The organism is Planktotalea frisia (genome assembly GCF_001890925.1).
In the GTDB taxonomy this organism is placed as follows: domain Bacteria; phylum Pseudomonadota; class Alphaproteobacteria; order Rhodobacterales; family Rhodobacteraceae; genus Planktotalea; species Planktotalea frisia.
The window spans coordinates 1-23,930 of record NZ_MLCB01000173.1 but is presented as its reverse complement, the minus strand read 5'-3'; the positions used below and the strand labels follow the sequence as shown (position 1 = coordinate 23,930).

Here is a 23,930-nt window from a genome sequence, read left to right as displayed (position 1 = left end):
GTCTTCAAGGTTGGATACATCTTAGCACGCTGTCCAGTTTTGCCGGACCACTTCACAAGACACTGTACTTGGCGGCGACGGCGATGATATCATTCGTGCGAATGGTGTCAGTGATGTCTTGTCTGGTGGCGCGGGCGACGACACAATTGATTCTGGCTACCTTGGGGCTCGCTCCGTTGATGGCGGCGCTGGTAATGATCGCATTCTAGCAAGCGCAATTGGCAATGGCGGTTTTGAGTATTCCGGTGGCACTGGTGACGATAGGATTTCCGCGCAAAATACCGGTACAATTTCCATGTTTGGCGACGAAGGCAATGACACGCTGAATTTTTTCAACGGTGATGGCACAGTCTCTGGTGGAGACGGCAATGATCTTATCATTTCCAACAACAACGACATCGAAATGACCGGCGGCGCTGGAACAGATGCATTTGCAATCAAGCTCGGTTCTGACACAGACGTAATTACCGATTTTACACCGAGCGCGGATACGCTCTTTGTAACCTACAACGACAGTTATCAAACGGCTCCGCTTGCGTCTGATTTGAGTTTCCGTCAGTTGCCTGAAGGCGAAGCGAATGCGCCAGCAGTCGAGGTGGTGCTTGATTTGGGCGACGGCGAAGAAGAGGTCATGGCGATCCTGCTTGGTGATTATGACTTGGCTGATCTTAACACGAATGACGTCACAATCGTGCAGCGGGCAATGCTAGAAGATGCGTTTAATTCAACGGTGACAAGCGGTGCGACCGCTGGGGATGATACTCTCACCGGCACCGGAGCGAACGATATCATAAACGCTCTTGCAGGCGATGATCTTGTCGAAGGGCGAGATGGTAGCGATACGATACATGGCCAAGAAGGTGCGGATACGATCCTTAGTGGCGCGGGCGATGATTTCATCAGCACAGGTAATGACACGATTGTATATGACAATACCGTGCCCGGTCCGATAGATCGTGGCCCTGAGGACGAAGCTTTCGGCGGTATTGGCGATGACACGATCGAAGCGGGTGAGCGCGATGCGGAGCTGTTTGGTGAAGACGGCAATGACGTGCTGCTCGGTGGGAGCGCGGGTGTTCAGATCCTTGATGGTGGCGCAGTCGATGACACCTTGATTGCCGGCGATGCGGATCGCGTGGTGCAAACTCCACTCGGTGGTGTGATTGAAAACTCCGCGTTGATTGGCGGCGATGGCGACGATGTGATCCTTCTCGGGGATGAATACACGGCCACAGGGGGTGAAGGTGCAGATACGTTCATCGCCACGGATGGCGCATCATTCTACCCTCAAATCCTTGATTTCACGCGCGAAGATGATGTGCTGGTGATTGACTACCCAGAGGGTACAACCGCGCCAGAGTATGAAGATTTGCGCTATCAGACCGTGCCGCGTTTCTTTCGCACAACATTCCTTGGGGCGCATCTGAATGTCGGTGTCGAGAACGACGATGGCGACATCGAATGGCTCGCGCGGATCGACAATCTGGGCGGTTCGTCTCCTGCTGGCATGAACCCGTTCACCTATCCTGCGGGCACACAACTGCTACTGCCTGAGAATGTGGTGTTCGCGACGCCGAGCGAGATTGAAGCAATGCTGGGTCAAGGCCCCGCAAACGCAACATAAACAAACAGCGCGCTGTGTGCACTTGCTTCACGCGGCGCGCTGAATTGACGTTTCGATTTCAAACCGCGTCGTTGTTACGCGCTCTTGATCAAAACGACAAAAATTGTTCGGCGCGACAGAAATCCAATCGCTGCGCTGTGTCAGCGGTTCAGACACCACTTCGAAACCTGCACCCGAGCCGCGATTACGGTAATAAAGCGACGGCGGAGTAGCATCGCTGGCATATCGAAGTGCATATAGCGTCTCGCCATCACTCAACGCCAAACTCATGCGCAACCGTGGCTTCAAGCCAGCCTTGGCAGTCATATCATGCAACACTTGCACCGCGCGTTGCAAAGCACCAAGCGGGTCGTCCTCAAGGCCTTGCCCGAGCGCGATCAGGAACAACGCTTCGCTGTCTGTTGCACCTTTGCGCGCGTTATATAGTACATCGGGAATAGCCATATCAGCGCTTTTTCTAATGGTGTCAAAGCCGCCGATCTGACCGTTGTGCATAAAACTCCAACGCCCATGTGCAAAGGGATGGCAATTGTTGCGACTGATCGCTGTCCCCGTCGAAGCGCGCACATGGGCCATGAACAGACGCGAGCGCACTTGCCGTGCCAGCGCTGTCAAATTCGGATCGGACCACGCGGGATAAACATCGCGGTAAAGCCCGGGCTCTGGATGGTGGCCATACCATGCCAACCCGAACCCATCGCCATTAATGGTCGTTTTGCACTCTTCTGCTTCGCGCGCTTGAACGATCAGGGAATGCTCTGGCGCGCTGACAAGATCTGCAATGAAAATCGGTTCGCCGATATAGGCAGCCCAACGGCACATAATTTACGTCCCACGATTGTGTGTGCGCGCATAAAGAGTTGCGATAATCTTGCTTGCGGTCTTTTCGCAGGCGGCAGGGATAAATGCGTGGATCAAAGCAGCACCCGCCGCGCAGATAAGCAAAGTCGCGAAACGCAGAGCGAACCACATGTGTTCGAAATAGCCTTCATCGACGCTTTGTGGATGCTGAAAGAAGATGCGATTGATCATGTGTTTTGCTCCGATACGTTGGTTTTGGTCAACATGACCTAATCGGCGCATGAAAGTGTCCCAAAGTTCAACGCATGAGGAACATTGTGTGTGACATTATCCCGTGATATTCGGATTTTTATGGAATTAGATCAAACAGACCGCCGTATCTTGGGGCAAATGCAACGCGATTGCGACATTTCGCTGGAATCGCTTGGTGAAATAGTTGGCCTGTCGCGCAACGCCTGTTGGCGCCGGATCAAATTGCTAAGCGAAGCGGGCATCATCAAAGGCAAGGTTGCATTGCTTAATGCGGATGCGCTTGGCCTGGCTCTGACGGTTTTCATTCAAGTGCGCACAGATCAACATGACCCTGATTGGTCTGCTAAATTTGCTCGTGCGACCCGTACGTTACCACAGATCCAAGGGGTTTATCGCATGTCCGGTGATCTTGATTATCTCATCCGCGCGCAGGTTGCAGACATGAAAGATTACGATCACCTCTATCAAAAGCTGACAAGCTCTGTTTCACTCGCAGATGTCTCGGCCAGCTTTGTGATGGAAGAGATCAAAGACACCACCGCCCTGCCCCTTTGAAAGTTTGCGCCCATGCCGACCCATTACATTATTCTTTTGTTTGCTGTTTTTAGTGAAACCATCGGTACTGCAGCCCTGCAAGCCAGCCAGCAATTTACCAAATTTTGGCCATCCGTGATCGTTGTGATTGCCTATGCGGTGAGTTTTTATCTGCTCGCCCTTGCGCTGCGCACGATTCCGCTTGGAATTGCCTATGCACTTTGGTCGGGACTTGGCATCTTTTTTATCGGCTGTATCGGCTTTTTGGTGTACGGGCAAAAACTCGATTTGCCCGCAGTCCTTGGTATGGGAATGATCCTGAGTGGTATCATTGTGATCCACCTTTTCTCAAACACATCAACGCATTAGCGTTTAACCCATCGCGCGCAAACGCTTGATCAGACTTGAGGTGTCCCAACGACCACCGCCTTGTTTTTGCACGTCTTTGTAGAACTGATCGACCAAAGCAGTGACCGGCAAGCTCGCACCGTTTTCGTCTGCCGTATTAAGGCAGATCCCAAGATCCTTGCGCATCCAGTCGACGGCAAAGCCATGCTCGAACTCATCATCTAGCATCGTCTCGTACCGGTTCGCCATTTGCCACGATCCTGCGGCACCTTGTGAAATGACTTCAACAACGGCACGCCCGTCGAGTCCCGCTTTCTCAGCGAAATGCAAAGCTTCCGACAAACCCTGAACCAAGCCAGCAATTGCGATTTGATTGCACATCTTGGTCATCTGACCCGCACCGCTCTCGCCAATACGGCGACACATCTTTGAGTAGGCATCCATCACCGGCTCTGCGCGCGCATAAGCACCCTCGTCGCCGCCACACATGATCGACAAAGCCCCGTTTTCAGCGCCTGCTTGCCCGCCAGAAATCGGTGCGTCCACAAAACTGATCTGCGCGCCGTCGGCGGCTTTGTAGAGCTCTGCGGTGACTTTGGCAGAAACCGTGGTGTGATCGACAAAGACCGAACCGCTCTCCATGCCCGCAAATGCGCCATCATCACCAAGGCACACAGAACGCAGATCATCATCATTGCCCACACAAGCAAACACAAACTCAGCGCCCTCGGCGGCCTCACGCGGGGTGGCTCCAAAACTACCGCCATTTGCATCCGCCCAAGCACGCGCCTTTTCAGCCGTACGGTTATAAACTGTCACCTCGTGACCCGCTTTCACCAAATGCGCCGCCATTGGAAATCCCATGACTCCAAGACCTAAAAATGTACATTTCGCCATCGGCTTTTCCCTTCGCTTGAATTACCCTAAACGGTGTGTCGAAGCGCGCGCACAATGACAAGGGCTTAGCCGCATAAACGCGCCGCATATGGAACGAGAGACTGACCTATGGTGATGATTTTTCGCTGGGTGTTACGCCTGACAGGTGCTGCGATTGGGCTCGCCGTTTTAGCGGCTTTCCTTGCGTATTTTCTCGCGTCTCGCTCTTTGCCCGACTACACCAAAACACTTGAGGTAGACGGGATAACTGCGCCTTTCGAAATCGTACGCGACAATGCCAACGTGCCCCATATCTTTGCGAGCAATGACGCGGATGCCTTCTTTGGCCTTGGCTATGCCCATGCGCAGGACCGCTTGTGGCAAATGACCATGCTGCGCCGCACGGCCCAAGGACGTTTGTCCGAAGTTTTTGGTCGCCGCACGCTGAGTATCGACACGCTTTTGCGTCGTCTCGATATCTACCGCCTCGCAAGCTTGTCTGTGGCAAGTCAAGACGCACGCACAACGGATGCGCTGAATGCTTATGCGGCTGGCGTGAATATGCGCATCACCGAGATAAACAATCGCTCACTCGGGCGCGGTGCGCCTGAAATGTTTATGTTCGGATCCCCTATCTCTACGTGGCGCGCTGCGGATTCACTGGCAGTGACCAAACTCATGGCGTTGCAGCTTTCGGGGCATTTGCAAGATGAAGTCTTGCGCGCACGCACGTCGCTTGTGTTGCCCGATGAAGCGCGTCTTTCTGATATTTTACCCGACATGCCCGGTACAGGCATCGCGGCTTTGCCCGAATATGCTTCGCTCTTTAAAGCCCCCTTGCCACGCTATGCGGCGGCCTCGGAACCGCGCCATTCGCTGCATCCAGTCCCCGCGCGTGGGCTTGGCGGTGCATCCAACGCTTGGGCTGCCGCGCCTACACGTTCGGCGACGGGCGGCACAATTCTAGCCAATGATCCACACTTAGGGTTCACCGCCCCTGCGATCTGGTATCTCGCTCGGCTTGAGCTTGAATCGGGCGGTGTAATCGGCGGCACGATACCTGGTATGCCTGTGGTTCTTGCTGGGCGCAGCGGTACGATTGGTTGGGGCATCACATCGTCCTACCTTGATGATCAAGACGTGTTCATCGAGCAACTCAACCCTGACAACTCAGAAGAATATCGCACACCAAATGGGTTCAAACCGTTTGAAACGCGCAAGTCGATAATCAACATCAAAGACGATGAGCCTGTCACGTTGACCCTGCGTTGGACCGACAATGGTCCTGTGCTTTCTGGCTCTGATTTCTCGCTCGCCGCGATCACGCCGCAAGGGCATGTCGCCTCTTTTGCTTGGACCGCACTCAGCCCGCGCGACACGTCGCTCAGCGCGGCTATGGGGATTATGCAGGCCGCGGATGTGCAAAGTGCACTGATCAGTGCACAGAGCTATATCGCGCCCTCTCAGAACCTCACACTCGTCGACAAGGACAAGATCGCGCTGAAACTCATCGGTGCGATGCCAGAGCGCGATGTGAACCACCAAAGCAAAGGGCGCATGCCCAGCCCCGGCTGGATCGCTGAAAACCGTTGGAAAGGTGTGTTTCCAATCACAACCAATCCTGAATTTATAGAGCCTGTTGGTGGTATTCTTGGCAATACCAATAACAAGATTGTCGAACGCCCGTTCCCTGTGCATGTGAGTTATGAATGGGGCGACAGCCAACGTGTGCAGCGTTGGCAGCGCCTGATGCAGACGCGCCAAGTGCATACCCGTGACAGTTTTGTGGAAGCGCAGCTCGACACGGTCAGCTTCACCGCGCGCACACTTTTGCCGCTCATCGGTGCTGATCTGTGGTTCACCGGAGAGCCTGCTCCGAACGGCACACCGGAGCGTAAACGTCAAATTGCGCTGGATCTGCTCGCCAATTGGAACGGTGAAATGAACGAACACTTGCCCGAACCGCTGATATATTCCGCATGGCTTCGCGCGCTTCAGGACCGGCTGATCAAGGATGAGCTCGGCCCGCTGGCGACAGAATTCAAACATGTTGAACCGCTCTTTATCGAACGCGTATTCCGCGACATCTCTGGCGCCGCAGAGTGGTGTGATATTTTGCAATCCTCGCCCAAGGAAACCTGCACCGATGTCTCGCGTATCTCACTTGATGCTGCGATTTTGTGGCTAGAAGAAAACTATACCACCGATCTTGCGTCACTGCGTTGGGGTGATGCGCATCAGGCCACACATGATCACGCGGTGCTTGGTGATGTGCCTGTGTTGCGCTATTTTGTGAATATTCGCCAATCGACGTCTGGTGGCGACCACACGCTTATGCGCGGACGTACCCAAGGCGGCCTTGGCCCCGATGCGTTCCTCAATGTGCACGGCGCTGGCTATCGTGGCGTTTATGATTTTGCCGATCCTGACAGCTCGCTCTTTGTGATCTCGACAGGTCAATCGGGCCATCTGTTCTCGCGCCACTACGATGATCTAGGCGCGCTCTGGCGGCGTGGTGAATACATACCGATGTCGTTGGATGAAGGCCTTGCGCGGGCGGCGGCTGTGGGTATCACGACCCTAAACCCGAGAGAAAACTAAGCGTTTCCTCTCTTAATAAATATCCCCGCCGGAGGCATAAAATCTCTTATAGCGACTCAAACTGCGCGCGGTCTTTGGCTTTCCAACGCAGATCCAACTCGAACCCGTTCTCGCTTTGCCGTTCAGCTTCTACGAGCGAGCGCTCAAACAACCAAGCGCGCTTACGGCCATCGGAATACGGCAACACCAATGTCTCGGCAATGATCTCACCTTCCAGAGCCAATTCAACAGCTTGCACGAAGTCCTTCATGCCAAATCCTGTCACGGATGAGGTCGCAATGACCTCTTCATGACGTGCCGCGCGGGCCAGAACGGCGTCGTGATCATCTGGCTCTAACAGATCGATCTTATTCCAAACTTCGATCTGATTTGCGTTCTCACCAACACCCAACGACGTCAGAATGCTCCGCACGTCTGCGGCCTGCTCTTCGCTGCCTTCATGCGAAATATCACGTACATGGACGATTAGATCAGCGGCAAGTACTTCTTCTAGCGTCGCACGAAACGACGCGACAAGCTCGGTTGGCAGATCAGAAATAAATCCAACCGTGTCTGAAAGAATAACCTGCGGCCCATCGGGCAATTCAACCGCGCGCATTGTCGGATCAAGCGTCGCAAAGAGCATGTCTTTGGCAAAGACCTCAGCCCCCGTAAGTTTGTTGAACAACGTCGACTTACCCGCGTTTGTATAGCCAACGAGGGCGACAATCGGGAACGGCACTTTGGCGCGTGCTTCTCGGTGCAACGCGCGGGTTTTCACGACTTTCGACAGTTTTCGACGCAAACGCACAAGCTGGTCATCAATGGCACGGCGATCAGATTCGATCTGTGTTTCACCCGGACCGCCGACAAAGCCAAGCCCGCCACGCTGGCGTTCCAAGTGGGTCCAAGCCCTTACCAGACGCGTGCGTTGATAGCTAAGCGCTGCCATTTCGACCTGCAACACACCCTCGGAGGTGCGCGCACGATCCGAGAAGATCTCTAGGATCAGGCCGGTCCGATCCAGCAGCTTCACGCCCCAAGCTTTCTCAAGATTGCGCTGTTGGACTGGCGTTACAGGGCCGTCGATCAGAACCAGATCAATCTCGTGTTCATCAAACACATTGTGCAGTTCTTCGATTTTTCCCTTACCAAACAACATTCCTGCATGTGCCTTGGGTAAACGCACAATCGTCTCACCAAACACTTCCAACCCGGGCAATGCTTCAGCCAAGGCGACAGCCTCCGCCAAAGCGGGTTCAGGCAAACGCCTGTCATTGTTGCTTTTGATGTCAGGGTGCAGGACCCATGTGCGGGTCACCGACGGATCATGCCCCATCAGTTTGCGTCTTCGCCCTCATACAGAGAGATAGGCTGGCTTGGCATGATCGTTGAAATCGCATGCTTATAGACCAGCTGAGACTGCCCATCGCGGCGCAAAAGGACACAAAAGTTGTCAAACCACGTGATCACACCTTGAAGCTTCACACCGTTGATCAAAAAGACCGTGACGGGAACTTTGGTTTTGCGAACATGGTTGAGGAATGCGTCTTGCAGATTTTGTCTATCAGTGGCCATTGGGACATGCCTTTTTTCTTGTGTTATTATTTTTGGGCGCAGCAATACGCGCGAGGCGTCTCACGCGAACCATAATAGCAAAAGTATGTCGCCTTGAGCGCTGAGTTTCCAGCGCTTTTTTGTACCAAGTCTGATTATCTGCGTATGTGCGTTATCGTCGCCAAAGGTCTGGCGTCAAAAGCGCGATGATTGCAAGGGTTTCGAGGCGCCCCAAAACCGTAGCGGCGGCAAAGCACAGCTTTGCGCCTGTAGAGAGTTCGGTCAGTAATATTTGCTCGGGCGCGGCCACATCAAGCAAGGGGCCAGTGGTAGACAGCGCCGCGACGGACATGATCAAAGCATCCGCAAAGCTCGCTCCAAATCCGGTTAAAGCTAACGTGACGACAGCCAGTGACATGGCAAACAGCATGAAAAAGATCCAAGCTGTGTACGCTCCTTGGCGACGGATGCGACGATTACCGGCACCTTTGCCGCTCACAGATGACGGATGGATCAGCTTTTGCATCTCGCGCAGGCCATTCAGATATAGCGTAAAGACCCGCAGTAGTTTCACTCCACCCGCAGTCGTCGCCACACCGCCGCCCATCAAAGCAAGCCCCATCAAGATCAACCCGGGCGTCGCGAGCCCTGACCAATCTTGAGCACCGCTCCATTCGGAACTGACAAACCCTGTTGTTGTCAGGAACGATAGAACAGTAAACATGCCGCCCCAGAGCGCCTTGAGTCCAAGCCAGATGTTGTCTTCTTCATTCACCTCAAAGGCACCCAGCCAGTGACGCATAAACAGCAAAAACGGCACGCCGAGCACTAAGATGATTCCAATACGAAACTCGGCATCCTCATGCAGACCGCGCGTTTTGCCTGTGATGGTATCCGTCGAAAATGTCAGCCGCGAGAGCGCGAACAATAAGAATACAAAAATCAAAAACTCTGCCGCGACGGCGTTGGTGCTTTCCTCAATACCACCGGATCCTGAAATCCCGCTTGTCGACAATGTCGCCATCGCATGCATCAAGCTCTGCAAAGGTGTATCGCCCGACAGGATCAAACAAAACCAGAGCGTGGCTGTCAGACCCGCATAAATCGGAAAGAACAGCTTTGCAGCACGTATCAAACGCTGACCGGGAGACGCCGCGCGCATGTCAAAGCGGCGCAAACCACCTTGCCCTGGCTCCGCGCTGGTCGTGACTTCAAATCCTCCCAAATTCAGCGGTGCTAGAATCGCAGCTGCTGCGATCCACATCAAAAGTCCACCAAACCAGGCAACCATGCCACGCCACAAATGCAGACTGTCGGGCAAACGCGTGTGATCAGGGAACAGCGTGGCACCCGTTGTTGTGATAGACGAAACCATTTCGAAATAGGCATTCACAAAACTGGTTGTGCGCAGCGCTTCGTAGAAAGGCACAGCAAGGATCACAGGCAACACGGCAAAAACCGCGAACAATGCTAAAAGGTGCTCCAGCGCGTTGCTATGAGATGGGCGCCCGGACAGAGCGACGCCGATCAACGCGCAAAGCATTAATCCCAACGTGGCAGAATAAAAGAAGCTGCGCGCGACATGAAACGCCTCTTGGCTCAGCGCATGGATCGCAGGGATATACATCGACAGCAGTGCAATCATGATGAAAATCAGGAAAACCGGTAGCTGCAGGATACGCTCAAGCATGAGAGCGGCTCAGAAGAAATCGATGGAGACTTGAAGCAAACGCTCCACCTCTGGCACATCTGCACTCATCGTGAAAAGCGCGATCACATCACCTTCTTCGATACGCAGTTTGCCAGTTGGCCGCAGCAACTTCCCATCCTTGAGAATGCCGCCCACAAGCACGCCTTCAGGGAAATCCACATCGCGGATCAATTGTCCGGCCAGCGGTGAGGTCGAGAGCACTTCAGCCTCAATCATTTCCGCCTCGGCATCACCTATCGAGTAAACCGAACGCACACGACCATGGCGGATGTGGCGCAAAATCGAACTCACAGTAGTCGCACGCGGGTTGATATATGCGTCAATGCCAAGCGGTCCCATCAAGGGCACAAGCGTTGGATCATTGATGAGTGCCACAGCCATCGGACAGCCCGCGGCTTTGGCGCGTACTGCTGCAAGCATGTTGGTTTTGTCGTCATCGGTCACAGCCAAAACAGCGTCCGCGCGATCGATATTCGCTTCGCTGAGCAATGCCCGATCAAGCCCGTCACCGTGCAAAACAATCGTGCGTTCCAACGCATCAGCGGCGAATTCAGCGATACTGCGATTTTTTTCAATAATTTTCGCGCGTACACGGGTCGTACGTTTTTCGAGGGCCTGCGCAACGGCAAGCCCGACATTTCCACCACCAATCAACACCACACGTTCTTGGGTGCGATGGGTTTTGCCGAAGATTTCCATCGTGCGGCCAACATCATCCACATGGCAAAAAATGTAGCATTGATCGCCGACAAAGAGCTGATCTTGTGCTTCGGGCGCAAAAAGAGTGCCTTCGCGCCTTACTCCCACAACGATCGAGCGCAGCGTTGAGAACAGATCCGTCAATTGGCGCAAAGGCGTATTGATAACTGGACAATTCTCTTCAATCTCCAGGCCAAGCAACTGGGCTTTGCCGTCGAAAAAGGTCTCGGTGTCAAATGCTGAGGGTGCTGAAAGCCGCTGCAAAGCAGCATCCGCGACTTCCTTTTCAGGACTGATCACAACATCAATCGGCATGTGATCGCGGCGGTAAAGATCGGAATAAATCGCGTCCAGATAAGACTGGCTACGCAAACGCGCAATCTTGCGCGGGATTGAAAACACAGAGTGCGCAACCTGACACGTGACCATATTCACTTCATCAGAATGGGTCGCTGCGATAATCATATCGGCATCACGTGCACCTGCTTTGGACAAGATGTCAGGATAGCTCGCGAAACCCGCAATGCCCTGAACGTCCAATGAATCCGTTGCACGACGCACCAGCTCGGCGTTGTTATCAACCACCGTCACGTCGTTACGCTCACCGGAAAGATGTCGCGCGATCTGCCAGCCAACCTGACCAGCACCGCAAATAATGACCTTCATGTTCGGCCTCTGCTGAACTCACGTTTGACTTGCATGACAGAGACGCTCAAAACCGTCAATGCCGCTCTCTCGCTTCATCTTTCCAAATAAACTTAACCTTGCAGCCCTTAGGCTGCTCAAACAAGCGCGCCTGAAAGGCGCTCAATCAGGTCGGTGATCAAAGCCTTAGCGTGCCTCTTCTTCCTCGATTTGTGCAACACGTGCGCCTGCTTTGTTCGTGGTCACAACGCCCAACGACTTTAATTTGCGGTGCAGTGCAGAGCGCTCCATCCCGACAAAGTTCGCAGTGCGCGATATATTGCCGCCAAAACGATTGATCTGGGTAAGCAAATATTCGCGTTCAAACGCTTCTCGCGCTTCGCGAAGCGGCAATGTCGCTAGTGAACCCGACAAAACAACGCGCCCTTCTTCATCGCTCGAGTGCTGCTCGTTGGGCAGTTCTTTCGCTTCGATTGGGCCTGTACCATCGCCGAGGATCAAGACGCGTTCCACGAGGTTTTTCAACTGACGTACGTTTCCGGGCCAAACCATTGTTTGCATCAAAGCCGCGGCTTCATCAGAAAATTCACGCGCGCTCAGGCCTTGGCTCTTGTTGCACTCCGCAATGAAATGCGCGCCAAGAAGCGGAATGTCTTCGCGACGCTCCTCCAAAGATGGCACAGGGATTGGCACCACGTTCAAGCGATGAAACAACTCTTGACGGAAACGGTCCGCGTCAATTTCTGCCTCCAGATCTCGGCTGGTTGACGATATGACCCGCAAATCCACACGGACCTTGTCAGATCCACCAACGCGCGTGAATTGTTGATCCACAAGCACGCGCAAAATCTTGCCTTGCGTGCCCAGCGGCATATCCGCGACCTCGTCGAAATAGATCACGCCACCATTGGCTTGCTCTAGCAAGCCGGGTTGCACGCCGTTATCTTTGCCTTCCCGACCAAACAGCACTTCCTCCATGCGATCAGGCTCCACACCTGCGCAATTCACCGTCACAAACGGCGCATCCGCACGGTTTGAATTCGCGTGGATATAGCGCGCGGCGACTTCTTTGCCTGAGCCAGCAGGTCCACGCAAAAGCACGCGACCGTTGGATTTGGTAACCTTGTCAAGCTGCGAGATGAGCGTTCGGAATGAGGCACTATCACCGATCATTTCCGTACTTGGCGCATCACGGCGTTTAAGCGATTGGTTCTCATGGCGCAAACGCGAGGTTTCCATCGCACGGCGTATCACCACCAAAAGCTGATCAATATTGAACGGCTTTTCGATAAAGTCGTAAGCCCCCTGTTTGATGGCAGCGACCGCAATCTCGATATTGCCATGACCTGAAATGATCACCACAGGCACATCTGGATGATCCTTTTTGATCACCTTTAGAATGTCGATGCCATCCATCGAGCTGTCTTTGAGCCAGATGTCGAGGATCATCAGCGCGGGTTGTTCTTTGGCCACTTGCGCCATGCACTCGTCCGACGTTCCCGCAAGTCGTGTCGTGAAACCTTCGTCTTCTAGGATATCCGAAACCAGTTCTCGGATATCGCGTTCATCATCCACAATTAGAATGTCGCCCATCATTCTCTCCACCATTTAACGTTTTGTTGTTGTTTCAAGACCCTGCGTCCTCCGCATTCAAAATCGGCAAGCGCACCACTGCCATCGCACCGGCTTGGCCTTTCCCATTCATCAAAGGCGCATCGGTTAGAACCAATGAACCTCCGTGTTCTTCGATAATCTTTTTCACGATCGGTAGACCCAACCCCGTGCCTTTGTCGCGTGTCGTCACATAAGGCTCGAACAAGCGCCCGCGATCTTCGGGCAAGCCGATACCGCTGTCTGCGATCTGGATAAGTGCCACATTTGCATCCTGTGTAAGTGAGATAGACACTTTACGCACAACATCCGCGTCACCATGTTTCTCGACATAGCTTTCGATTGCTTCGCCTGCGTTTTTGATCAGATTGGTCAGCGCTTGATTGATCATTGTCGCATCAAACTCTGCAGTAAACTCACCCACTGGCAGCGTCACATCAAAGGACACATCAGGCTGCCCAACCTCTTGCAGCAGTGCCGCATCACGCACCATTTGCGTCAAATCCCCTGTACGGCGATCCGGTTCCGGCATGCGTGCAAACTTACTGAACTCATCCACAATTCGCCGTAGATCGCCTGTTTGACGAATGATCACGCCTGTCATCTGTTCAAGCTTTTCGGCGTCATCCCCAACTTGGGACATGAATTTGCGTTGAATACGCTCAGCCGAGAGGTGGATTGGGGTTAGCGGGTTCTTGATCTCATGCGCAATACGTCGCGCCACATCGCCCCAAGCGGCCATGCGCTGAGCGGTGACCAGATCGGTCACATCATCAAAGGCGACAACATAGCCCTCTAACGTGCCATCATCGCGAAAACGTCGTGAAACGCGCACGAGTAAGTTCTCAAGCTGACCATCACGGCTGACTTTTACCTCGCTTTGTGCAGTGATCAATTGACCTGTGCGCAGCTTTTCGAGCAAGGGGCCAAATTCCGGCACAGCGACCGAAAGCGCCATGTCCTGACGATCTTCGTGCCATCCCAGCAGGCGTTCTGCAGATCGGTTCACAAAAGAAATGCGCCCGTCCTCATCAAGCCCAACCACGCCAGACGTCACCGAGGAAAGCACAGAATCAAACATGCGACGGCGACGCTCAGTCTGTCGGTTGTTTTCCATCAACGTGTCGCGCTGGCCCTTCAACTGCCGTGTCATCTGGTTGAAGTAACGTCCAAGCATCGCGATTTCATCATCGCCCTCTTCTTCAAGCACCTGTACGTCCAGATTGCCGCTCCCCACGCGCTGCGCCGCCCCCGCGAGGCGGCCCACAGGACGCGATAAACGTTCCGCGAACCAGAGCCCAAGCCAGACCGCAGCAAGAATCAGAATCACCGCAAAACCGAGATAAATAAGCCCGAACTCAAAGAGACGGCGTCCCCGTTCGCTTTCTTGTTGTTGATAAAACAACGCAGTTTCTTGAGTTTCATCCAGCAATTTAAGCAGATCGCCATCCACATCGCGGCTCACATATAGATATTCGTCGAGATACCCAGTCAGGTGCACCAAAGCGCGAAACTCGTTATTTTCCCAATCTTTGATAATGACGAGCCCGTTTTCGCGCGCGGCCTTCAGCTGGATCGGGGCAAGTTCATCGAAATCAAACAAATAGGACCGCTCGCCACGCGCTTGCACAGTGCCTGTGCCATCCACCACGAATGCTTCGCGCAGGCCGCGTTGGATCTGCAATTGGCCATCAACCAGCACTTCGCGCATGCTTGCTGTAAAGGAAAAACGAACTTCTCCGCGCCGCGCGTTCAGATAAGCTGCAAGCGCCTCCGCATCTTGTGTCAAATCACCGCGCTGTTCGGTTTCATAAGCTTGCGCCGCAGCTAAAGAGTTGCCCACAACACGTTGAACACGCTGCGAAAACCATGCCTCTAGACCCATATTGATCGTCAAGCCCGCAAAGATCGCAACGGTGACGGTCGGTATAAGCGCCATCAATGCAAACACACCTGTGAGGCGCAGGTGAAGCCGTGATCCCGCCGAACGCGCCCGTCGCGCCGCGATCATCTGCGCTACGCGTTGTAAAACCAAGGCGGCAACAACCAGAACATAGACCAGATCAAGCAGCAGTACGAAACGCAGCGCTGGTCCACCAACGTTTTGATCAAGCGGGCCAAGGACCAAAAACGTGGCCAATGCCAGCACAGGACCTAACAGTACCACGCCAAGCGTGATCGCATTTTGAACACGGCGCTGCCGACGCAGATGCGATAGACGCACCCACAAAGACAGCTTTGCTCGCCGCTCCGCTTTTAGCGGTGCAGGCTCTGTAATAGGCTGGCTCACGCGCTGCCCTCGATCTTTGGAAGCATTTGCTCCACCGCCAAATTCTGTGGCTCTCGTTGCGCATTCGCTCATGGAAAATTTCGGAGCGATGCGTATGGGCCACGTTTATGTTGCGGTTTTACATCAATTTGCGGCGCCGTGTCACGCGAATATCGAGGTCAGTTATCTTCTTACGCAAGGTATTGCGGTTAATACCTAACAAATCAGCACATTTAGCCTGATTTCCACCTGTCGCTTCGAGCGATATTTCTATCAAAGGTTGCTCAAACTCGCGCAAAATGCGGGCATAAATGCCAGCGGGTGGCAAAGATCCGCCGTGCAAATCGAAATATCGGCGCAAATGACGCTCAACAGAGGCTGACAGTTTCTCGGTCGAATTGCCGCCTGTTAGTACAGGTTCAAGGTCTGGCTGATTGCCCAGAACGGCCTCAATTTCGCTACGTGTGATTTCGTCAGTGCGCGCGTTCAAACCAAGGCGACGCATTGCGTTTTCAAGCTGACGTACATTGCCGGGCCATGTGTAGTCATGCACGATCTTGCGGGCATCTGCCCCAAGCTTGCGAGGGGCGCTGTTCTCAAATTCTGACTTGCTCAGAAAATGCGCGGCCAGCAATTCGATATCATCCACCCGTTCGCGCAAAGCTGGAACATTCAAAGCCGCGCCATCAAGGCGGTAGTAGAGGTCTTGGCGCAAAGCGCCGCTTTCTAGGCGGCTTGAGAGGTCAACAAGCGAGGTCGCCAGAAAACGTGGCACATGTTCGCCAGGCGAATCCATCATCCGAACAAGTCGCGCTTGGGCCTCAAGATCAATGTCAGCGATCTCCTCGATCAAAAGCGTGCCGCCTTTCACGCGTGCCAAAACGCGTGCGGGCCCTTCGATATCTTGCAAATCTGCCGTGGTGACGGCAATGAATGGCAAAGTGCGACGATCAGAGAAATCGTGGATCGTGCGTGCAATCGCTGTCTTGCCCGTGCCGGATTCACCCGTGATTAGCACAGGAATATCGGTGTTCATCACCCGCGCGATCAAGGAATAGAGCTCTTGCATGACAGGGGTTTTGCCAACCAACGGTAAATCATCGCCCGAACCACGTTCATCAGGTGACGCTTTTGACGAGGTTCCACGCGTCTCTAACGCACGCGCGGTGCGTTTCATCAAATCGGGCAGATCAAATGGTTTGGGCAAATAGTCGTATGCGCCGACTTCAGTCGCTTTGATCGCGGTCATGATCGTGTTTTGCGCTGAAATAATGATGACAGGCAGGCCCGGTCGATCTTGCTGGATCTTTGGCAGCATTTCGAGCCCGTTGCCATCAGGCATCATCACATCCGAAATCACCACATCACCGCGTCCTTCAGCGACCCATCGCATGAGTGTGGTCAGCGAAGAGGTGGCGTGCACTTTGCACCCTGCCCGCGTCAGCGCTTGCGTCAAAACTGTGCGAATTGTCCGATCGTCATCAGCGACGAGAACTGTGCCGTCCATTACGCGGTATCCTTGTTTTGTGAGGGTGTTTCAGTGGCCATAGGAAGCGAAAGGCGGAAAACAGTGCGTCCTGGAGTTGAGTCCACCGCGACCCATCCACCATGATCCGCGATAATTTTCGACACCAAAGCAAGCCCGAGCCCTGTGCCGTTTTCGCGCCCTGACACGAACGGATCAAATACGTTCTCCGCCAGCTCAGGCGGCAAACCAGGACCATCGTCAATCACTTCTATCTGCAACGGCAAAGCCCGACTGTCCCCACCGGAACGGCGCAGGCTGTAGGAATGTTCGAAAAACGTGCGCAGCTTAATGGTGCCACCCGCGTCAGGCGCCGCCTCTGAAGCGTTCTTGAGCAAGTTCAGAATGACTTGCAGCAATTGATCCTTGTCCACATGCGCATGCGGCAGCGAGGGGTCGTAATTTTCTAGGATCGTCATCCGCGCGCCAACACCAAGCAAGGTCGAGCGCCGCGCGCGATCCAGCACATCATGCAAGTTAACGCTGCCCAAATCCGGTGCACGCAGATTGCCGAATTGCTCAACCTGATCGAGCAGCTTTACGATGCGACGGGATTCCTCGACGATGAGATCCGTCAGTTCCAAATCTTCGCTAGGCAAGTTCATCGACAGGAGTTGCGCCGCACCTGTGATACCCGCCAGTGGGTTCTTGATCTCATGGGCCAGCATTTCCGCCATGCCAATTGCAGACTTCGCGGCTGATTTGACGCCTTCGCTTTGGCTGAGACGCCCGGCCAATTCGCGTGGTGAGATCATCAAAATCATCGTGCCCGCAAAGCCTGCAAGTGGTGCGATCTGCAACGTACATTGCAATGGCGCGCGATCGCCTGTGCCTACATCAATGTCGTTCACAAACAACGGTGACATGTTGGTGCGCGCGCGGCTCAACGCTTGCTCGATGGGCGCATCAACGGCCAGTTTGTCCCAGATTGGCGTGCCCATGAGCGCTTTGGCCGAAGAATTGAAGAACCCTTCAGCGGCAGGATTAATGTCCGATATTTTGTCGTCTTTGTCGATCAAAACAGTCGCGACAGGCATCGACATCCAAAGCGTTGCGTCAGTGTTCATGCGGCAACCTCTTGATTTTGTGCAGGGTCGAGTGCTGCACCAAGCAACGCCATCACGTCGCTTGAAGTGCGCGTTGTCAGAACTTTTTTGCGCAGTGCCGGCAATGTGGCGACGCCGTCCATATACCAACCCAAATGCTTGCGCGCGACGCGGCTGCCAAGCTCTTCGCCGTAAAAATCCAGCATCGCCCCGTAGTGCCCTTGCACCATTTCAACGAGCGCTTGTCCCTCAGGAATACTCGGCTTTGGCAGGCCGTAAAGGTCAGCGGCGATCTGTGCCAAGGCCCAAGGACGCCCTTGAGCACCCCGCCCGATCATCACGCCATCCGCACCGCTCAACTTCAATGCTTGGCGCGCTGTTGCTGCGTCAACGATGTCACCATTGGCGATGACGGGAATTTTGACCGCATCCTTGATCGCGTGGATAGCACTCCAATCCGCTTGACCTTTGTAAAATTGACAACGGGTTCTGCCATGGATTGTTAACATTTTGATACCGGCGGCTTCGGCACGCACCGCCAGCTCTGCGGCATTCATCAGATGTTCATCCCAACCAAGGCGGGTTTTTAACGTCACAGGCAGGTCAACCGCTGCAATAACCGTTTCGATCAAGCCCAAAGCGTGATCCAAGTCTTTCAATAGCGCAGAGCCTGAGTAGCCGTTGGTCACTTTTTTCGCAGGGCAACCCATATTGATGTCGATGAGCTGTGCGCCGTTCCCAGCCGCCATTTTCGCAGCTTCACCCATCCAATAGGCATCGCGCCCTGCGATCTGAACCGATGTATTCACAGCGCCAAATCCCAGCTCCGCTTTCTCGCGCACACCCGGTTTGGCCTGCACCATTTCTTGGCTGGCAACCATTTCACTGACAACCAAACCTGCGCCGAAAGAGCTCACCAGATTGCGAAACGGCAGGTCTGTAATGCCTGCCAACGGCGCCAGCAAAACTGGTGGTGAAAGGGGCAATTCGCCTATGTGAAGCTTTGGTGTCATAAATCTCGCATATCGTGGGTTTTCAAAGGGCTCAATGATCTGGTGGGTAAATAATTGGCAAAAACCAGCAAGCGCTTATTTTTTAATCAAATACAGCTGTGATTGCGCCGATCTGATGCGTTGTCTATGAAGAAATTATGAAAACGACAAAGCAAAATATGCAGATCGCCGCCGTCATTGTCGCCGCTGGTCGCGGCACGCGTGCGGGGGGCGAAATCCCGAAGCAATGGCAAGAGGTTGGCGAACATTCGGTCGCCGCTTGGAGCTGCGCACGGTTTCGCTCTCGTGCTGATATTGCTGAGATTATCTTGGTCATTCACCCAGACGATCGGGTTTTTGCACAAAGTATTAAAGGGGTTACGCTGGTTCATGGCGGTGCAACGCGCGACGGGTCTGTTCATAATGGTCTCAAGGCGCTTGCTGCGGACATAACGCATGTTTTGATCCATGATGTGGCACGCTGCACGGTCTCAGATCGGGTTATCGATGGTGTTATTGACGCGCTCCAGACGGCCGATGGCGCGGCACCTGCACTGCCTGTGAGTGATGCGCTTTGGATTGGTGCAGATTGCAAAGTCAGCGGCACGCAGGATCGCACAGGCCTGTTTCGCGCCCAAACGCCGCAGGGGTTTGCGCTTCGTGCGATCCTAAACGCACACGGCGCACATCAAGGCGGTGCTGCGGATGATGTAGAGGTCGCGCGCAGCGCAGGACTTGACGTGGTGATCACTGAGGGCGATGAAAACAACCTAAAGATAACGATGCCCGACGATTTCGCGCGGGCTGCTAAAATACTGGAGCAAAGAGTGGATATTCGTCTGGGCAACGGCTTTGATGTACATGCGTTCGAGGATGGCGATCATGTTATTCTTTGTGGCGTAAAAGTGCCTCATAACAAAGCCTTGAAAGGTCATTCTGACGCTGATGTCGGGATGCACGCGGTGACGGATGCGATTTATGGCGCGCTTGGAGACGGCGATATAGGCCAGCATTTCCCGCCCTCTGATCCACAATGGAAAGGTGCCGCAAGCGAGATTTTCCTGCGCCATGCGGTTGATTTGGCCGCATCCCGTGGTTTCACAATTTCGAACGTTGATTGCACATTGATTTGCGAACAACCAAAGATCGGCCCGCATGCAGGCACAATGAAAGACACCATGGCAGCGCTGCTTCAGATCACCCCAGATCGCGTGTCCGTCAAAGCAACCACGAGCGAACGCCTCGGATTTACAGGGCGCGAGGAAGGAATCGCAGCCCTCGCCACGGCAACATTGGTGGCAAAATGAATTTACTCGCGCGTCTTATCGGAACGGTTTTCTATGTGGGTTACATGAAGCCTGCTCCGGGCACTTGGGGCTCTCTGATTGCATTGCCGTTGGGCTTTTTGATCTTTCAAATTGGTGGCATCTGGTTGTTTTTGTTCGCAATCATCATTGGCTTTTTCAAAGGCTGGTGGGCGACACAGCAGATGACCAAGGGGCGTGAAAATCATGATCCCTCGGAGATTGTCGTCGACGAAGTTGTGGGCCAATGGATTGCGATTGCACCGGTTTTTTACGCTGCATGGCGCCTTGAGATTGATGTGACTCTGCTCTGGCCTGGCTGGTTGGCAGCGTTCTTGTTGTTCCGCGCGTTCGATATTTTCAAGCCTTGGCTTGTGGGTTGGGCAGATCGGCGCGATGACGCGCTTGGCGTGATGCTTGATGATGTGATTGCAGGGATCTTTGCGGCGATCACAGTTTTGATCTTAGCTGCGTTTTTCCATCTGGTGATTATGTGAGCTTAGCCGTGCAAGTCCTTGATATTGCGAAGCAACGCGGCGTTTGCATTGTCACGGCTGAGAGCTGCACAGGTGGCATGATTGCTGCTGCTTTGACAGTTATCGCAGGCAGTTCTGCGGCATTTGATCGTGGGTTCGTCACCTACACCAATGATGCCAAGCGCGAGATGCTTGACGTGCAAAGTGCGACCTTGGACGCCTTTGGAGCTGTCAGCGAAGAGACCGCGCGAGAAATGGCGATTGGTGCGCTCAGCAACTCCAACGCTCAGATTGCTTTGTCTGTGACGGGCATCGCAGGTCCGGGCGGGTCGGATTTCAAACCAGAAGGACGTGTCTGTTTTGGGCTGTGTTATTCAGGAAGCACACATACTGAAACATTAGAGTTCGGAGCGCTTGGGCGTGCAAATGTGCGCGACGCGGCACGTGATCATGGTTTGCGCATGATTCTTCGAGCGCTTTCTTCGACTGCCTGATTTTTAAGCAATACGGCAGCCACTGCGCTCAAACTTAGTGCAGTTGGCGATTTGCTGCATTTTTTAGCGTGTATTTGCGCATTAGCCACTTTTTCAAGCAGTCTTGCGCGCGCAAACAGCTTTTCAACGTCAATTCATTCGTAAAGGAGGCCCGCTATGAACGGTGCCGATACAAGTTGGATCATTGTCGCCACGGCATTGGTCTTGTTTATGACCCTGCCCGGCCTTGCGCTGTTTTACGGCGGCCTTGTTCGCGCGCGCAACGTGCTCAGCGTGTTTATGCATTGCTATGCGATTGCCTGTTTGATGAGCATTCTTTGGCTCGCATTCGGCTATTCTATCGCTTTTGGCGATGGCAATGCCTATTGGGGTGGTCTGGGCAAAGCGTTTCTGAACGGCGTGACGGCAGATAGTCTGTCTGGCACGATCCCTGAGGTTCTATTCTTCGCGTTTCAAATGACTTTCGCAATCATTACGCCCGCGCTGATCGTTGGGGCCTATGTTGAACGTGTTGGTTTTGGCTTTATCCTGCTCTTTTCCGGTCTTTGGATGCTTTTGTGCTACGCACCTGTCGTGCATTGGATCTGGGGCGGCGGCATGCTGTCAGATGGCGGCATCTTTGGTGAAGTCGGTGTCAAAGATTTCGCAGGCGGCATCGTCGTGCACGAAACGGCTGGTATCGCGGCTTTGCTCATTGCTTTCTTCCTAGGTCCGCGCAAAAACCAGAACACCCCGCCACACAATCCCGGGTTTGTGATGATCGGTGCGGCGATGCTTTGGGTCGGTTGGTTTGGCTTTAACGGTGGCTCGCAGCTGGCCGCTGACGGTGGTGCTGCAATGGCGCTGACGGTGACCCATATCTCTGCGGCGACGGCGTCCTTGTCTTGGGCCCTGTGGGAGCGGATCAAGTTTGGTAAATCCTCGCTCGTCGGTATCGTCACAGGTACGATTGCAGGTCTCGCGTCCATCACCCCTGCGTCCGGCTTTGTTGGGCCGATTGAAGCGCTGATCATCGGTGCAGTCGCGGGTGTTCTTTGCCAAGAAGCAGTGTTGGTCATTCGTAATCGTCTCAAGATTGATGACACGCTCGACGTCTTTGCGGTGCACGGTGTCGGCGGTATCTTCGGCACGATCATGATCGCAGCGTTTGGCGCTGGCTCATGGGCTGCGCAGCTTGGCGGCTTGGCGATTGTGGGTGTGTACACCATCGTTGTCACGGTTGTGCTGATCTATGTTGTCAAAGCGATCACGCTGCTGCGGGTTGATACTGAGACGGAGACAAACGGGCTTGACCTTGCGGTACATGGTGAGCGCGCTTACGACATGAGTTCGTAACCCTCTCAAGAATATCTAAAAAAGGGCTCTGATCACTCAGGGCCCTTTTTCGTTGTCAGGTTTACTGATCGACGTAGAAGCGGCCGCCTGTGTTGATCTTTCTGGTCCCGTTGGATTCAGAAATGATCAAGGAATTGGCCCCAACAATGCTATTTCCATTGTCTTTGGTCGATCCCGATATCGCCATACGCGCGTCGCCGGTCAAAGTACCCGTCGGGTCAGAAAGCGTTCCATCGAGTTGAACTGCAATGCTTGTCGCCGTCACCGCGCCCGCAGGCAGCGCGAGAACCTGATTGACGCCAGCGCTGCCGACACTGCTCAGCGTGCCGCCAACTTTTGTATTCACACCACCAATGCGGCCTTCAAAGTTAGTGGCACTGGCGACGATCGGTGTCGCAGCACCGTCAAAATCAACGCTCATCGCAACATCGCCATAAACAACATTGTCCGCGTCAGTGGTGCTTTGTGTCGTGTGCACTTCGACTTGTCCTGTGTAGTCCGCGTTGCCCGTTAAGGGCGTTGTCGTGGTCAGCTTGGCCTGAGAGGCATTGAATGCATCCAGAAAGTTGTTGGAGGGCGCGGGCGTCGTTGTCATGCCAGACGTGGCCACTGTCATTGTCGGGCTTGTTGCTGGTGTTGGTGCGGTTGGTGTTGCGACGGAAGGCGTGGTTGAATTGCACGCAGCAAGCAGACCTGAGACACCCAGAACAGCGCTAAAGCGGATGATTTTGTAAGTTGTCATAAAACACCTATTGATTGATAAAATTATAAGGTGTTTTTGCAGAGAGCGTTTGAGCGTTCACCCCCCTGATCAGGGGGAGGCTATGGGTGCAAGGGGTTTGCATTTTCGAAATGCGCTTGTCTTAAATCAACATTTCCACTGGCAAGGCAGTCATTTATTCAGCGCTTTGTTATCGGGCTTTTTCCCAATGCGCCACACGCGGGTCCATCACACGACGCCACAATGGTGGCATCAACGCGATCACCGCCATCATAGGCAAACTGTAGGGGAGCATGGGCATCTCATCCTCTAGCAGTTGTAGTGCTGGATATGGTCGGCTTGGGTGTGTGTGATGATCGGAATGGCGTGGCGCGTTGAGCATCATGGCCGCTGAAAAGCGGTGCGGGGTGTTCCAACTGTGCTGTGGCCCCACGGGTTCAAGCTTGTCATTATACACAGAGTCTTCGAGCACCCGACTTTTGACGGGTTGACGTCTGACCGTAGAACGATTCAGCTAACCGCATGATCCG

Annotated in this window: 21 protein-coding genes and 2 pseudogenes; 9 read left to right on the top strand and 14 right to left on the bottom strand. The window is 53.9% G+C overall.

The genetic code is table 11. The annotated features are described in order from the left end of the window. Positions 1 to 82: 82 nt before the first annotated feature. Together PFRI_RS21870 and PFRI_RS21865 are read left to right on the top strand one after the other, a co-directional pair. Positions 83 to 145 (top strand): annotated as a pseudogene (locus tag PFRI_RS21870) (hypothetical protein); the annotation flags it as partial. 150 nt (positions 146 to 295) lie between these two features. After that, positions 296 to 1,624: a calcium-binding protein gene (locus PFRI_RS21865; protein ID WP_342742266.1), complete on the top strand. Its 1,329-nt coding sequence runs from the start codon at positions 296 to 298 to the stop codon at positions 1,622 to 1,624. Positions 1,625 to 1,651: 27 nt separating this feature from the next. On the opposite strand, the gene PFRI_RS15995 is transcribed toward PFRI_RS21865, so the two are convergent. Both PFRI_RS15995 and PFRI_RS15990 read right to left on the bottom strand, forming a co-directional pair. Further along, positions 1,652 to 2,446 carry a class II glutamine amidotransferase gene (locus tag PFRI_RS15995; protein WP_072631703.1) on the bottom strand — a complete coding sequence of 265 codons (795 nt, stop codon included), beginning with the start codon at positions 2,444 to 2,446 and terminating at the stop codon, positions 1,652 to 1,654. Positions 2,447 to 2,449: 3 nt separating this feature from the next. Beyond that, on the bottom strand, positions 2,450 to 2,656 hold the full coding sequence (locus PFRI_RS15990) for a DUF6356 family protein (RefSeq protein WP_072631709.1): 207 nt from the start codon (positions 2,654 to 2,656) through the stop codon (positions 2,450 to 2,452). Positions 2,657 to 2,776: 120 nt separating this feature from the next. Between PFRI_RS15990 and PFRI_RS15985 the strand changes: the two genes are divergently transcribed. Further along, on the top strand, positions 2,777 to 3,232 hold the full coding sequence (locus PFRI_RS15985) for an Lrp/AsnC family transcriptional regulator (protein ID WP_072631708.1): 456 nt from the start codon (positions 2,777 to 2,779) through the stop codon (positions 3,230 to 3,232). A gap of 12 nt (positions 3,233 to 3,244) precedes the next feature. After that, on the top strand, positions 3,245 to 3,580 hold the full coding sequence (locus tag PFRI_RS15980; RefSeq protein ID WP_072631702.1) for a DMT family transporter: 336 nt from the start codon (positions 3,245 to 3,247) through the stop codon (positions 3,578 to 3,580). A gap of 3 nt (positions 3,581 to 3,583) precedes the next feature. Here PFRI_RS15980 and PFRI_RS15975 read toward each other — a convergent pair whose 3' ends face one another. Continuing rightward, on the bottom strand, positions 3,584 to 4,456 hold the full coding sequence (locus tag PFRI_RS15975; protein WP_072631701.1) for an NAD(P)-dependent oxidoreductase: 873 nt from the start codon (positions 4,454 to 4,456) through the stop codon (positions 3,584 to 3,586). Between the two features lie 108 nt (positions 4,457 to 4,564). Between PFRI_RS15975 and PFRI_RS15970 the strand changes: the two genes are divergently transcribed. Further along, on the top strand, positions 4,565 to 7,036 hold the full coding sequence (locus PFRI_RS15970) for a penicillin acylase family protein (RefSeq protein WP_072631700.1): 2,472 nt from the start codon (positions 4,565 to 4,567) through the stop codon (positions 7,034 to 7,036). Positions 7,037 to 7,082: 46 nt separating this feature from the next. Here PFRI_RS15970 and hflX read toward each other — a convergent pair whose 3' ends face one another. From hflX to dusB, 9 genes are all read right to left on the bottom strand, one after another. Next, a complete protein-coding gene (gene hflX / locus PFRI_RS15965) occupies positions 7,083 to 8,354 on the bottom strand; it encodes a GTPase HflX (protein WP_072631699.1) in 1,272 nt (423 codons plus the stop codon). Continuing rightward, on the bottom strand, positions 8,354 to 8,593 hold the full coding sequence (gene hfq / locus PFRI_RS15960; RefSeq protein ID WP_072631698.1) for an RNA chaperone Hfq: 240 nt from the start codon (positions 8,591 to 8,593) through the stop codon (positions 8,354 to 8,356). The genes hflX and hfq overlap by 1 nt, the downstream gene beginning before the upstream one ends. 151 nt (positions 8,594 to 8,744) lie before the next feature. After that, positions 8,745 to 10,262 (bottom strand): TrkH family potassium uptake protein, encoded by a 1,518-nt coding sequence (locus tag PFRI_RS15955; protein WP_072631697.1) that lies wholly within the window; start codon positions 10,260 to 10,262, stop codon positions 8,745 to 8,747. Positions 10,263 to 10,271: 9 nt separating this feature from the next. Continuing rightward, positions 10,272 to 11,648 carry a Trk system potassium transporter TrkA gene (gene trkA / locus PFRI_RS15950; RefSeq protein WP_072631696.1) on the bottom strand — a complete coding sequence of 459 codons (1,377 nt, stop codon included), beginning with the start codon at positions 11,646 to 11,648 and terminating at the stop codon, positions 10,272 to 10,274. A gap of 165 nt (positions 11,649 to 11,813) precedes the next feature. Then, the gene (ntrX, locus tag PFRI_RS15945) at positions 11,814 to 13,220 is read right to left on the bottom strand and encodes a nitrogen assimilation response regulator NtrX (protein WP_072631707.1); all 1,407 of its coding nucleotides are present in this window, start codon (positions 13,218 to 13,220) and stop codon (positions 11,814 to 11,816) included. Positions 13,221 to 13,254: 34 nt separating this feature from the next. Then, a complete protein-coding gene (locus PFRI_RS15940; RefSeq protein WP_072631706.1) occupies positions 13,255 to 15,462 on the bottom strand; it encodes a sensor histidine kinase NtrY-like in 2,208 nt (735 codons plus the stop codon). A 184-nt stretch (positions 15,463 to 15,646) separates the two neighbouring features. Further along, positions 15,647 to 17,014: a response regulator gene (locus PFRI_RS15935; protein WP_072631695.1), complete on the bottom strand. Its 1,368-nt coding sequence runs from the start codon at positions 17,012 to 17,014 to the stop codon at positions 15,647 to 15,649. After that, positions 17,014 to 18,099: a two-component system sensor histidine kinase NtrB gene (locus PFRI_RS15930; protein ID WP_072631694.1), complete on the bottom strand. Its 1,086-nt coding sequence runs from the start codon at positions 18,097 to 18,099 to the stop codon at positions 17,014 to 17,016. The genes PFRI_RS15935 and PFRI_RS15930 overlap by 1 nt, the downstream gene beginning before the upstream one ends. Continuing rightward, the gene (gene dusB, locus PFRI_RS15925; protein WP_072631693.1) at positions 18,096 to 19,091 is read right to left on the bottom strand and encodes a tRNA dihydrouridine synthase DusB; all 996 of its coding nucleotides are present in this window, start codon (positions 19,089 to 19,091) and stop codon (positions 18,096 to 18,098) included. The genes PFRI_RS15930 and dusB overlap by 4 nt, the downstream gene beginning before the upstream one ends. Before the next feature lie 158 nt (positions 19,092 to 19,249). On the opposite strand from dusB, the gene PFRI_RS15920 reads away from it, so the two are divergent. From PFRI_RS15920 to PFRI_RS15905, 4 genes are all read left to right on the top strand, one after another. Further along, complete coding sequence (locus PFRI_RS15920; RefSeq protein WP_072631705.1) at positions 19,250 to 20,377, top strand: bifunctional 2-C-methyl-D-erythritol 4-phosphate cytidylyltransferase/2-C-methyl-D-erythritol 2,4-cyclodiphosphate synthase; 1,128 nt, start codon at positions 19,250 to 19,252, stop codon at positions 20,375 to 20,377. Continuing rightward, positions 20,374 to 20,871 carry a phosphatidylglycerophosphatase A family protein gene (locus PFRI_RS15915; RefSeq protein WP_072631692.1) on the top strand — a complete coding sequence of 166 codons (498 nt, stop codon included), beginning with the start codon at positions 20,374 to 20,376 and terminating at the stop codon, positions 20,869 to 20,871. Before PFRI_RS15920 ends, PFRI_RS15915 begins: the two co-directional genes overlap by 4 nt. Then, positions 20,868 to 21,344 carry a CinA family protein gene (locus PFRI_RS15910; RefSeq protein ID WP_072631691.1) on the top strand — a complete coding sequence of 159 codons (477 nt, stop codon included), beginning with the start codon at positions 20,868 to 20,870 and terminating at the stop codon, positions 21,342 to 21,344. Before PFRI_RS15915 ends, PFRI_RS15910 begins: the two co-directional genes overlap by 4 nt. A 156-nt stretch (positions 21,345 to 21,500) precedes the next feature. Further along, positions 21,501 to 22,679 (top strand): ammonium transporter, encoded by a 1,179-nt coding sequence (locus PFRI_RS15905; RefSeq protein ID WP_072631690.1) that lies wholly within the window; start codon positions 21,501 to 21,503, stop codon positions 22,677 to 22,679. A gap of 61 nt (positions 22,680 to 22,740) precedes the next feature. Here PFRI_RS15905 and PFRI_RS15900 read toward each other — a convergent pair whose 3' ends face one another. Continuing rightward, positions 22,741 to 23,421, bottom strand: coding sequence for a hypothetical protein (locus PFRI_RS15900; RefSeq protein ID WP_111445555.1), 681 nt, complete (start codon positions 23,419 to 23,421; stop codon positions 22,741 to 22,743). A 169-nt stretch (positions 23,422 to 23,590) separates the two neighbouring features. After that, positions 23,591 to 23,845: pseudogene (locus tag PFRI_RS15895) on the bottom strand (fatty acid desaturase); the annotation flags it as partial. Positions 23,846 to 23,930: the final 85 nt, after the last annotated feature.

What these genes read in the sequence shown, in the direction of transcription:
- PFRI_RS21865 (WP_342742266.1), top strand. Translation starts at nt 296, where the DNA reads ATGTTTGGCGACGAAGGCAATGACACGCTGAATTTTTTCAACGGTGAT.
- PFRI_RS15995 (WP_072631703.1), bottom strand. Translation starts at nt 2,446, where the DNA reads ATGTGCCGTTGGGCTGCCTATATCGGCGAACCGATTTTCATTGCAGAT.
- PFRI_RS15990 (WP_072631709.1), bottom strand. Translation starts at nt 2,656, where the DNA reads ATGATCAATCGCATCTTCTTTCAGCATCCACAAAGCGTCGATGAAGGC.
- PFRI_RS15985 (WP_072631708.1), top strand. Translation starts at nt 2,777, where the DNA reads ATGGAATTAGATCAAACAGACCGCCGTATCTTGGGGCAAATGCAACGC.
- PFRI_RS15980 (WP_072631702.1), top strand. Translation starts at nt 3,245, where the DNA reads ATGCCGACCCATTACATTATTCTTTTGTTTGCTGTTTTTAGTGAAACC.
- PFRI_RS15975 (WP_072631701.1), bottom strand. Translation starts at nt 4,456, where the DNA reads ATGGCGAAATGTACATTTTTAGGTCTTGGAGTCATGGGATTTCCAATG.
- PFRI_RS15970 (WP_072631700.1), top strand. Translation starts at nt 4,565, where the DNA reads ATGGTGATGATTTTTCGCTGGGTGTTACGCCTGACAGGTGCTGCGATT.
- hflX (WP_072631699.1), bottom strand. Translation starts at nt 8,354, where the DNA reads ATGGGGCATGATCCGTCGGTGACCCGCACATGGGTCCTGCACCCTGAC.
- hfq (WP_072631698.1), bottom strand. Translation starts at nt 8,593, where the DNA reads ATGGCCACTGATAGACAAAATCTGCAAGACGCATTCCTCAACCATGTT.
- PFRI_RS15955 (WP_072631697.1), bottom strand. Translation starts at nt 10,262, where the DNA reads ATGCTTGAGCGTATCCTGCAGCTACCGGTTTTCCTGATTTTCATCATG.
- trkA (WP_072631696.1), bottom strand. Translation starts at nt 11,648, where the DNA reads ATGAAGGTCATTATTTGCGGTGCTGGTCAGGTTGGCTGGCAGATCGCG.
- ntrX (WP_072631707.1), bottom strand. Translation starts at nt 13,220, where the DNA reads ATGGGCGACATTCTAATTGTGGATGATGAACGCGATATCCGAGAACTG.
- PFRI_RS15935 (WP_072631695.1), bottom strand. Translation starts at nt 17,014, where the DNA reads ATGGACGGCACAGTTCTCGTCGCTGATGACGATCGGACAATTCGCACA.
- PFRI_RS15930 (WP_072631694.1), bottom strand. Translation starts at nt 18,099, where the DNA reads ATGAACACTGACGCAACGCTTTGGATGTCGATGCCTGTCGCGACTGTT.
- dusB (WP_072631693.1), bottom strand. Translation starts at nt 19,091, where the DNA reads ATGACACCAAAGCTTCACATAGGCGAATTGCCCCTTTCACCACCAGTT.
- PFRI_RS15920 (WP_072631705.1), top strand. Translation starts at nt 19,250, where the DNA reads ATGCAGATCGCCGCCGTCATTGTCGCCGCTGGTCGCGGCACGCGTGCG.
- PFRI_RS15915 (WP_072631692.1), top strand. Translation starts at nt 20,374, where the DNA reads ATGAATTTACTCGCGCGTCTTATCGGAACGGTTTTCTATGTGGGTTAC.
- PFRI_RS15905 (WP_072631690.1), top strand. Translation starts at nt 21,501, where the DNA reads ATGAACGGTGCCGATACAAGTTGGATCATTGTCGCCACGGCATTGGTC.
- PFRI_RS15900 (WP_111445555.1), bottom strand. Translation starts at nt 23,421, where the DNA reads ATGACAACTTACAAAATCATCCGCTTTAGCGCTGTTCTGGGTGTCTCA.